This is a genomic window from Pseudomonas huaxiensis, assembly GCF_003231275.1.
Lineage (GTDB): Bacteria > Pseudomonadota > Gammaproteobacteria > Pseudomonadales > Pseudomonadaceae > Aquipseudomonas > Aquipseudomonas huaxiensis.
The window spans coordinates 25,076-34,400 of the sequence record NZ_QKVL01000053.1 but is presented as its reverse complement, the minus strand read 5'-3'; the positions used below and the strand labels follow the sequence as shown (position 1 = coordinate 34,400).

Annotated in this window: 8 protein-coding genes; 2 read left to right on the top strand and 6 right to left on the bottom strand. The window is 65.6% G+C overall.

The window, feature by feature from the left end:
* The first annotated feature begins 121 nt into the window (after nucleotides 1-121).
* Entirely contained in the window at nucleotides 122-1,297 is a 1,176-nt protein-coding gene (locus DM374_RS29260; RefSeq protein WP_110973042.1) for a ShlB/FhaC/HecB family hemolysin secretion/activation protein, read from the top strand.
* 277 nt (nucleotides 1,298-1,574) lie between these two features.
* Here the strand turns inward: DM374_RS29260 and DM374_RS29255 are convergent, their stop codons facing one another.
* Nucleotides 1,575-2,240, bottom strand: coding sequence for an alpha/beta hydrolase (locus DM374_RS29255; RefSeq protein ID WP_110973041.1), 666 nt, complete (start codon nucleotides 2,238-2,240; stop codon nucleotides 1,575-1,577).
* 135 nt (nucleotides 2,241-2,375) lie between these two features.
* Between DM374_RS29255 and DM374_RS29250 the strand changes: the two genes are divergently transcribed.
* Entirely contained in the window at nucleotides 2,376-3,278 is a 903-nt protein-coding gene (locus DM374_RS29250) for a LysR family transcriptional regulator (RefSeq protein WP_110973040.1), read from the top strand.
* 8 nt (nucleotides 3,279-3,286) lie between these two features.
* On the opposite strand, the gene DM374_RS29245 is transcribed toward DM374_RS29250, so the two are convergent.
* The 5 genes from DM374_RS29245 to DM374_RS29225 are packed head-to-tail and all read right to left on the bottom strand — an operon-like array spanning nucleotide 3,287 to nucleotide 9,282.
* Nucleotides 3,287-4,312, bottom strand: coding sequence for an ABC transporter substrate-binding protein (locus DM374_RS29245; protein ID WP_110973039.1), 1,026 nt, complete (start codon nucleotides 4,310-4,312; stop codon nucleotides 3,287-3,289).
* On the bottom strand, nucleotides 4,309-5,313 hold the full coding sequence (locus tag DM374_RS29240) for an amidohydrolase family protein (protein WP_110973038.1): 1,005 nt from the start codon (nucleotides 5,311-5,313) through the stop codon (nucleotides 4,309-4,311). Before DM374_RS29240 ends, DM374_RS29245 begins: the two co-directional genes overlap by 4 nt.
* The gene (locus DM374_RS29235) at nucleotides 5,310-6,554 is read right to left on the bottom strand and encodes an acyl-CoA dehydrogenase family protein (RefSeq protein WP_110973037.1); all 1,245 of its coding nucleotides are present in this window, start codon (nucleotides 6,552-6,554) and stop codon (nucleotides 5,310-5,312) included. The genes DM374_RS29240 and DM374_RS29235 overlap by 4 nt, the downstream gene beginning before the upstream one ends.
* Entirely contained in the window at nucleotides 6,551-7,795 is a 1,245-nt protein-coding gene (locus DM374_RS29230) for an MFS transporter (RefSeq protein WP_110973036.1), read from the bottom strand. The genes DM374_RS29235 and DM374_RS29230 overlap by 4 nt, the downstream gene beginning before the upstream one ends.
* The gene (locus DM374_RS29225) at nucleotides 7,792-9,282 is read right to left on the bottom strand and encodes a flavin monoamine oxidase family protein (RefSeq protein WP_110973035.1); all 1,491 of its coding nucleotides are present in this window, start codon (nucleotides 9,280-9,282) and stop codon (nucleotides 7,792-7,794) included. The genes DM374_RS29230 and DM374_RS29225 overlap by 4 nt, the downstream gene beginning before the upstream one ends.
* Between the last annotated feature and the right edge of the window lie 43 nt (nucleotides 9,283-9,325).

Sequence of the window (9,325 nt, the reverse complement as noted above, 5' to 3'; positions counted from 1 at the left end):
GACCCGGACCTGACGCTGACGCGATTCCGGGGCGGCGGAATCGTGTCAGCGGGGCTTGCGCAGGGGTAGCACAAAGCCATATCTTGCCTCGCCCCCCTGAAAATCATCCCGGTATTCCCGTATGCGCCTGGCTCCCGGCCTGTTGTTCGCATTGTGCGTCGTTCCGTTTTCCTGCCTCGCCAACGGCACTGGGGCGGGTCTGCTGCCGTTTCAGGAAATCCCCGACCTGCCATCGCGCAGCAGCCTTACGTTGGGCAACACTGCCTACGATCCGCCGGATGACCTCAGCGCGATGCCGTTCTTCAGTGGTGGCGTGGCGCTGGACAACTTCGGTGGCCAAGACGATCAGGGCCGGCTTGCCAGCGCCATCAACCTGCACGGCCTGCTTGACCAGAGCGACCTGCTGAGTTTGCGCAGCATGGGCTCGGCCGAGGCCGGTCATTACCACTGGGGCACTTACCATCTGGAGGTTGGCCCGTGGGCCAGCCGGCTGGGCATCATCCTGTCGGACCTGTCCTATGAGTTGGGCGATGACCTCGAAGTCCTCGCGGCCAAGGGCAAGGCTCGTACTGCCAGCGCATTCATCATCCAGCCGCTCCTGCAAAACCACACGTTCAGCCTCAAGGCCCAACTGCAGTTCGACGACAAGCACCTGCAGGATGAGTCCGGGCTGTTGGGCATAAACAGTGAAAAGCGCTCCCGCGTGCTCAATTACGGCCTTTCCGCCAAGGCTCGCGACCCGTTGCTGGATGGCGCCGTGACCACCCTTGCGCTGAACGGGAGCGAGGGCAGTTTGAATATCGACGGATCGCCCTGGACACTGGTCGGCAGGGCCGACCCGGGCCATTTCAGCGTGCTGCGTGCCAGCCTCGCGCGCCTGCAGCAGTTGGGGGGGCGTCTGGCCTTGTATGTTCGAGTGCAGGGGCAGTGGTCGGATGACAACCTGGACGACTCGGAAAAGCTCTATATCGGCGGCGTTTTCGGTGCGCGCTCCACCTACCAGACCGCCGCATTTGGTGATCGGGGCTGGCTGGCCAATCTTGAACTGCGCTATGCACTGACCGATACCTGGCAACTGGTTGCCTTTGCCGATCACGGCGAAGCGCGCTTGAATACACCGAGCTGGACCACCGGTACCGCGCCCAGTCGGCTCTCTGCTACGGGCTTTGGTGCGGGGTGGGCAGCGGGGAGCTGGAATATCAGTGCGCTGGCGGGCTGGCCGGTTGGTGATCACTCGGAGCAGAGCGATAGCGAGCGGCAGCCACGGGTGTGGGCGCAGGTGGCTTACGCGTTTTGAGGTTGCCTTGGGCTAGTGCCCTTGAGATCGAGCGCCGCTTGCGCATCGCGAGCAAGCTCGCTCCTACAAAAACGACGCACGCTGCAACGTGCCATGGCCTGTTCGGGCCGGCTTGATACCGCGTCATACAAACAAAGCGGCCAACCATTGACTGACGACATAGGCGTGTTGCAAACCACTGTAGGAGCGAGCTTGTCGGGGCGCCGAACCGTCGCGATGCGCCGCGCAAGCGGCGCTCGATCTTGAGAGCGCTGAAGATCTACCGCCTAATGGCAACTCACCCCTTCACATTCAAAACAGACCTGAGCCACTGACTGAAGTCCGACAGCTCCGTATCAGAAATTTCATGAGCCATGTCATACAGACGAAGCACATGAGCAACACCCAGCCGCTCAAGCCATGCCTGCGACTGGCGCGCATAGGCCACAGGCAGAACACCATCCCGGTGGCCATGCGCGACAAATGCCTGAAGGCCTTCAAGCGCGATGGCCGGCGCAATGCTCGGTGCGAATTCTTCCAGCATGCGGCCGCTGAGCAAGGCAAAGCCGCGCAGGTGTTGCGGCGCGCTGAGACCTACGCCAGCGCTCATGATCCCGCCCTGACTGAAGCCGGCAATGACGGTCGGCAATGGCGGCAACCCCTCCAGCAGCGCGATCAACTGCAAGCGACTTGCCTGCGCGTGGTCGACCTCGAACGTCGGTTTACCGGTGGCAAAGCTCACCTGATAGAAGCCATATCCGCCAGGGCCAAGCTGCCGTGGGGCGCGCACCAGCAGAATTTCAAGTTGAGGAGGAAGCTTGCTTACCAATGGCGCAAGGTTCTCTTCGTTCGAGCCCACGCCATGAAGCAGCAACAAGCGTCCCTGGGGAGCGGTGAGATTGCCCGCCCGGCGCAGTTGAAGGCCGGAGTTGGGGTCGAGTTCAAGTGAGCTGAGGGTAATCATTGTCCGATGCCTTCGGTCGAGAGGGTGGCCGTGTTTCTGCTTCGGTGTGTTCAGAAACGGCTACCAGCTTACTGAAGCAGAAAAAGAGATAAACATGCTTGAATGGCATTCATCGTTCCGAAAACTGGGATAGTTATGGATCGCGCTTTGGAAATGCAGGTGTTCTGCACCGTGGTGGACAGGGGTAGCTTCATCGGCGCAGTGGACGTGCTCGGCATGTCCAAGGCGGCCGTTTCCCGGCACGTCAACGCCCTGGAAGAGCGATTGGGCGTGCGCCTGTTGCAGCGCACAACTCGGCGTTTGTCCCTGACCGAAGAAGGCAAGCTGTTCTACGACCAGGCCCGTGAAGTGCTGAGCCTGATGGATGAAGCCGAAAGCGCCGTGGCGCTCGGCGCGGGCGTACCGGCCGGGGTACTGCGAATCAACGTCCCGGTGAGTTTCGGCATTCTGCACCTGGCACCGATCTGGGCCGACTTCCTCGACCGCTATCCGGACGTAGAGCTGGATATCAGCCTCAACGACCGGCAGGTGGACCTTGTCGAGGAGGGCTTCGACATGGCCGTGCGCATCGCCCAACTGGAAAGCTCGACATTGGTTGGCCGCCGCTTTGCCGGCACGCGCATGAGGCTGTGCGCGTCGCCCGACTATCTCAAGCACCATGCCGCTCCTGTCGAGCCTGCTGACCTGGCCCGGCACCGCGTTATCGCGTACAGCCATTTCTCGATGGGCAACCAGTGGAAATTCGACGGACCCAACGGAGTGCAGCAGGTCTCCACCCGCTCAGTGGTGCGCTGCAATAACGGCGACACCTGCCGCGCCATCGCCCTGGCGGGTGGCGGGATCCTGTTGCAACCCAGCTTCATGATTGGCGAGGATTTGCGTCGAGGCGATCTGGTGGAACTGCTACCCGAGTTTCGCTCGGTGGAGCTCGGGATCTATGCGGTCTACCCGACGCGAAAACACCTGGCACCGAAAGTCAGGGCCATGATCAGTTTTCTCGTCGAGCAGTTTTCCGCGGTGGATTGGGACCGGAGCTAGCCGTCACCTCAGGCGGGTTGTTGTTCTCGCGCCAGCAACAGGCGGGCTTCCCGTAGCGGCTCCGGATCGACCCAACTGTCGACATCGAAATCAGCCGCAATGAAGCCGTGGCGCAGCAGGAAATCCTTCTGCACCCGCAGGCTGTCGACGATGTCCGGGTCCAGGCGTAGCTGGATGCCTTCGGCAACGCTGTCGTAGCTGCCCGCCAGCGCAGCCTCCGGGACGTGGTAGTCCTTGGCGATCAGCGCCACGGTGGCTTCCGGGTTGGCCAGTGCCCAGTCACCGGCACGCAGCAGTTGCGCCAGATAACGCACCACCAGCTCGCGGTGTTCGCTCAGCAATGCCTCGCTCACCACCACGCCACGCAGTACCGAAGGATGCACCCGGGCGCGGGGGTCGGGATGGCGTTGGCTGTCGTAGACCGTCTGGACATCGACGAAGCTAGCCACCTCTTCGGGAAGCCGGGCAATGATCGCGTCAACCTGTCCGAGGATCAGGTTCGAGGCCAGCACCCGGGCATCATCGATAAAGTGGTCACGCTTGCGCGCGGAGGGGCCGCCTTCATTGGCCTGCCGGTCGATGTAGACCAGTTCGGCGTCGTCCAGGGTCAACCCGGCCTCGGCCAGGGTGGTGGCGTAGATTTTCAGTTGCTGGGCGATCATCAGGTCGAATTTCGCCTCTCGCTGCCCAATGATCCCCAGGCGCTTGCCTTTCAACCCGACAGGCGCATCGATACCGGAGCCGGCCAGGCTCAAGACCGGATAGGAGCCCTCCAGCCAGGCCAGCGCCACCACGCGGCTGGCCACGCCCTGGGCGCGCGCCCAGACAGCGGGCGCATGGCCGGCATGGCGCAGCCAGAGCCGTTCATGGTGGGCGTAGTCGAGTTTGCCGGTGAAGCCGACGGAGGCGTATTCGATGTCGAGGCCGGGCTCGTCGGCGAAGGTTTCCTGCAAGTAGCCCAACTGGTACGCCAGTGACGAGGCGGTGGGTACCGCCGGGCAGCGGGTCAGGTTCAAACGGTCGTTGGCGCTCATCGGGCTTGCCTCTCGCGAATCTGCTCAAGCAGCACCTGGCCGCTGTCGAGCAGGGTGTCGAGGGTGGTGCGGTCGGTACGCCCGGCCCGCAGGGTATGCAATACCTGAACGCTCGATTGCAGCGGGTAATCGGAACCGAACAGGATGCGCTCCGCGCCCAGGTGGCGGACGGCGAGGGCCAGGGTGTCGGGGTCGGTGCCGAGGATCGCGCTGTCCACATACAGGCGGCGAATGCGCTCGATCGGCGCCTGTTTCTCGATGATGCCCAGCAGCGTCGGCAGCAGGCCGCCGAGCATCGCCAGTTGCACGCTGACGTCGGGGTAATCGTCGAGGAAATCCGACAGGCCGAGGGTGATCCACGCTGCGGCGAACTGCGAGGTGGACTCCAGCAGCCAGCGTGCGTGGGTGGCGTCTGGCGCGGGCGGGTGCGCCCATTGGCCAGGAATGCTCGGATGGGCCAGGCCGGTATGCAGGTAGATATGACTGCCCAGGCGCTGCGCCACGGCGAACAGCGGCGCCAGCCGGCGCGCGCCTTCGAGGTTGAGAAACGCCCCGGCCGGCAGTACCGCGCCGATCAGGCCCAGCTCGCGGTGGCCACGCTCCAGCTCGCGGGCCGACCACGCGATGTCGGCCGTGCTCAAGACGGCCAGACCGCTGAGGCGTTGCGGGTGCTGGCGCACCAGTTCGGCGAGGTCGTCGTTGTAGAGGGTGAACAGCTCTCGGGCTTCATCGGCGTCGAGCGCGGCGTCGACGCCCAGCGTGGTCGGCCAGGAAATCACCTGATGGGCGATGCCTGCCTGTTCGATATGGTCAAGGCGGGTGGCCGGATCATGGAAGGACGACCCAATGGGCAGCGTCTCGACCAGCACCGAAGAGTTCACCTCGAAACCCAGACCGCCGTTTTCATCGCGGACGATGCGTGGGGCCTGGGTGCGTTGGCGCAGGAATTCCAGGGTGCGTGGCGAGAGCCAGTGGGTGTGCCAGTCGACGATGCCGCTCATGGGCGTTCTCCTTCGGTCGGGAAGCGCGAGCCGTAGCGCAGCGGTGTGTTGTTCAGCGCGTAGTTGCCGACCGCGTGCAGCGAGTTGATCAGCGGGTCGTGGGACGACAGCGTGCGGGCGTCGCGCCAGAAACGGTCGAAGGCCTTGTCGCGCTGGGTACCGCGACCGCCGGGGAAGTCGAACAGCCGCGGGGTGATTTCCAGGGCCAGCGCCGAGCTGTGGGAACGCAGGGCGAGGGCGCGGGCGGTAAGCCGGCCGACCGCGTCGTCATCCAGCTCCAGGCGCTTGTCCCAGCCTTCCTGCAGCTCAGCGATGACGCGATCGAAATAGCCGAGGCCAGCCTGCACACGACTCCACAGTTCGCCGAACTGGGTAAGCACCAGCGGATCGTCGGCCAGCGAACTGGCACCCGGCGACAGGGTCTGGCGGCGGTCGTTGCGGGCGTAGTCGCGGGCAGTATCGAGGGCGGCCAATGCCGAGCCGAGGTAGACCGCCGAGTAGTACACGGCGCCGAAGGTGGTCCAGAACGGCAGCACGCTGCGCTGGGCGCCCTGATGCTTCCACGGGATCACTTCATCGGCATGCAGGCGCACGTTGTCGAATATCACGGTGCTCGAGTCGGCGCCGCGCAGGCCGATGGGGTTCCAGTCCTGCTCGAAGCGGATGCCTTCGCGGTCGGTGGGCAGGTAGCCGTAGATGAAGTGCGTGCGGTCGGCGTGCTCGGCCAGCACCGTGGTGATCTCGGCCAGCGGTGCGCCGGTGTTCCACTTTTTCACGCCGTTGAGCACATAGCCGCCGTCGGCATGGGGCGTGGCGAAGAATTCGCGGTTGACATACTGGGTGACATTGCCCCAGTACCAGCGGTTGTCCGTGGCACGGCGGACGATTTCGGCGTTGCCGTCGCTGTAGTCGTGAAACAGCGGCACCGCCGAGTTGTAGAAATGGAACGCCAGCAGCGCGCCAATCGAACCGTCGCCACGGGCCACTTCCAGCACCGACCAGGCAGCATCGCGCACGCTGCCGCCACCGCCACCGAGGTGGGCCGGGTAGAACAGGTTGACCAGCCCGCTTTCGCGCAACTGCCGGATCTGCTCTACCGGCGGCGTGGCTTGCTGGTCGCGCTCGGCGGCGCCTTTGCGAAAGGCAATGCCCAGCTCGCGGGCCAGGGCGATCCAGTCGCTCGGGTAGGGCTGATGGCTGCGCAGTGGCAGGGGCTGGCGAGGGTCTGAAGAACGGGTCATGCGGGTACCTCATCGGTCGAGTTGGAAAGGGGGGCTGTGCGCAGCAGATACAGGGTCATGGCCATCCAGGTGAGGGCGGCCAGCAGGTAGCAGGCGGGGGCGACGCGCAGGGCGTTGTGCAGGCCGAAGGCGTCGGACAGGCGGCCGATGAGTTCCGGGCCGAGCATGCCGGCGACACCGATGCCGAGCATCACCGAGAACGACACCGCGCTGGTGCGCAGGTGCGCCGGCACGCTTTCCACCACCAGCGTGGTGAGGGTGCCGGCGCTGAAACCGAAGGTCGCGGTGCCGGCGGCGATGGCCAGCTTGCAGACCGTCAGCGACGGTGTGGTGTAGGCCTGCAGGAACAACCCGGCGGCAATCAGCGAGGTGCTGGCAATGAACGCCGGGAAACCCCAGGCATGCCGGCGCAGCCAGAGGCTCGACAGGTAACCGCCGATCAGGCCCACCGGCAGGGTGAAGAGCAGCACCTGGGCGAGAAACGCCGAGGCCTGCTGGTTGTCGAGGGCGAAGCTGCGGTAGAGGAACGCGGGGATCCACATCTGCGTGCTCATGGCCGTGTAGAAAAACAGCAGCGCCAACAGGTGCAGGCAGTAACCGGGATAGCGGAACACTTCCAGGCCCTTGCGCAGCGGTGGCGGCGTGGTCACCTGCTCGCTGGCACCCAGACGCGGTTCGCGCTGGCTGAGCAGCAGCAAGGCCAGCAGCAGGCCGGGCACCCCGGCGACCAGAAAGGCGCTGCGCCAGCCGTGTTCGGCGGCCAGCCAGCCACCGAGGCCGAGGGCGGCGGCGGAGCCAAGCTTGTTGCGCAGCATGTACAGCGAGAACAGCAGGTTGCGCCAGCGCGGACGGTAGAGGTCGGCCAGCCAGCTTGGCGCCACGCCGCTGTAGGCGGCATCGCCGATACCGGTGAGCATGCGGCATAGCAGCAGCGCGACGAACCCCGACACCAGCCCCGAGGCCAGCGACGCGGCGCTCCACAGCACCGCGCCGCCGATCAGCACCGCCTTGCGGCCGAAACGGTTGGCCAACAGGCCCATCACGGGCGCGGCCAGCAGGGCGGCGAGGGTCGCCGCCGAGGACAGCCGGCCGATCTCTTCATCGCTGGCACCGAAGTGGGCTTTGAGCGGTGTGATCAAGGCGGAGACGATCATGCTGTCGAGCACGCAGACCACCCCCAGGCCGAACAGCAGGGCCAGCGATATATGCGCATTCGGATCGCGTGAAGCGGGATGGTTCATGCGGACTCCCGGGAAACATGACTGAGGATCGAGGCGACCGCGTGGCGGGCCGAGTTGGCGGCGCCTTCCTGGCCGCCGTAGGCAATGCCGTCGCCGGCCAGCCAGGTGCGGCCGTGATTGCGCGAGAGCACGGCGGGTGGTGGAGCGTCGTGCTCCAGCGGCCAGGAGCCTTCGCTGAAGGGGATGCGTGCCCAGTTCACCGCCACCGGGGTCTGCAGCCGGGCGCCCTGGCCGGGATGCAGGGCTTCCACCGCCTGGCGGGATAGCGCGTATTGCTCGGCCGGCGAGCGCTCGGCGAAGCGCCGTGCCACCGCGCCCTGGTTGTAGGCGCCGATGAGGATTCCTTGTGCGCTGTTGAAGCGGTCGCTCGGGTACCAGAGCAATTGCGCGTCGTCGTGCGGTCGGGATAGCCCGCCGTAGATGTGATCGTTGCGCTCCCAGAAGCGCGGCGCTTGCCAGGCGACCTTGTTGGCGTGCTCGTTTTGCCGCGCGTCGATGATCTGTTTCACCGCGGCCGGCAGGTTGTGTTGCAGGCGCGCCAGCAGCGGCAACGGCAGCGCGAGCACCAGGTAATCGAAGCGTTGATCGTGGTGCCGGACGCCTTCCTGCCACTGCACCCGGTTGCCCTGTTCATCGGTGTGAATTGCACTGGCCACGGCGCCGAGCCGGATGTTCCCGGCGAGTCGCCGGGCAAAGGCGTGGGCGATGCGGTCCATGCCGCCCACCGGCTGGAACATGCTGGCGGCGTATTCGGGAACGGCATCTTCCACCAGTGCGGCCTGCAATTTCGGGTCGAGCAATTGCGCCCAGTCCAGCGGCGCCGGGGCGCTGGTCGCGGGTTGTCCGGGTACCGGGAAGGCGACGTCGGCGGCGCGCAGCGAGCCGTGATAACGGCCGGCGCCGTCGAGATCGCCGTAGGTCTGTAGAAGCGAGCGCAGCGCCTCGGCGTGAGGCGCCGGAAGTGGTTGTTGCAACAGCCATTCGCTCAGGCGGCCCTTGAAGTCCTGGCGTGCCTGTCGGGTAGACACCGGTGGCCGCGCCGGGTCGAGCAGCAGCAGGCTGTTGCGGCTGTCGTTGACCAGCGGTTCGAGGGCGACCCCCAGCTCGCGGCAATAGCCAAGGAGGGTCAGGTGATGGGACATGATCCGTGCCGGTCCCGGATTGAAGTACTGGCCTTCATCGAAACGAACGTTCTGCAGCTGGCCATCGAGGTGTTCGACGACGTCGCCCTGGCGCAGGGTCCAACTGCGGCCGCCGACCCGTTGTCGCGCCTCCAGTACGGTCACGTCGAAACCGGCGTTTTTCAGTTCATGGGCCGCGACCAGCCCGGCGATGCCGGCGCCGATAACGGCGACCGAACGCTGTTTGCCTTGCTGGCTGGGCGCTAGTGGCGTGAAGGGCGCGGCAGCCTGGGCCGGCAGCGGCAACAGGCCGGCCGCCGCCAGGGCTCCCGCCCGGGTGATCAGGGTTCTGCGTGTAAGGGGCATGGCGGTCCTCGCCTGGGCTGTGCGCCGGGCCATGGGCCCGGCG

Excerpts from the sequence above, each read along its gene's own strand:
- DM374_RS29260 (WP_110973042.1), top strand. The coding sequence starts at position 122 with ATGCGCCTGGCTCCCGGCCTGTTGTTCGCATTGTGCGTCGTTCCGTTT.
- DM374_RS29255 (WP_110973041.1), bottom strand. The coding sequence starts at position 2,240 with ATGATTACCCTCAGCTCACTTGAACTCGACCCCAACTCCGGCCTTCAA.
- DM374_RS29250 (WP_110973040.1), top strand. The coding sequence starts at position 2,376 with ATGGATCGCGCTTTGGAAATGCAGGTGTTCTGCACCGTGGTGGACAGG.
- DM374_RS29245 (WP_110973039.1), bottom strand. The coding sequence starts at position 4,312 with ATGAGCGCCAACGACCGTTTGAACCTGACCCGCTGCCCGGCGGTACCC.
- DM374_RS29240 (WP_110973038.1), bottom strand. The coding sequence starts at position 5,313 with ATGAGCGGCATCGTCGACTGGCACACCCACTGGCTCTCGCCACGCACC.
- DM374_RS29235 (WP_110973037.1), bottom strand. The coding sequence starts at position 6,554 with ATGACCCGTTCTTCAGACCCTCGCCAGCCCCTGCCACTGCGCAGCCAT.
- DM374_RS29230 (WP_110973036.1), bottom strand. The coding sequence starts at position 7,795 with ATGAACCATCCCGCTTCACGCGATCCGAATGCGCATATATCGCTGGCC.
- DM374_RS29225 (WP_110973035.1), bottom strand. The coding sequence starts at position 9,282 with ATGCCCCTTACACGCAGAACCCTGATCACCCGGGCGGGAGCCCTGGCG.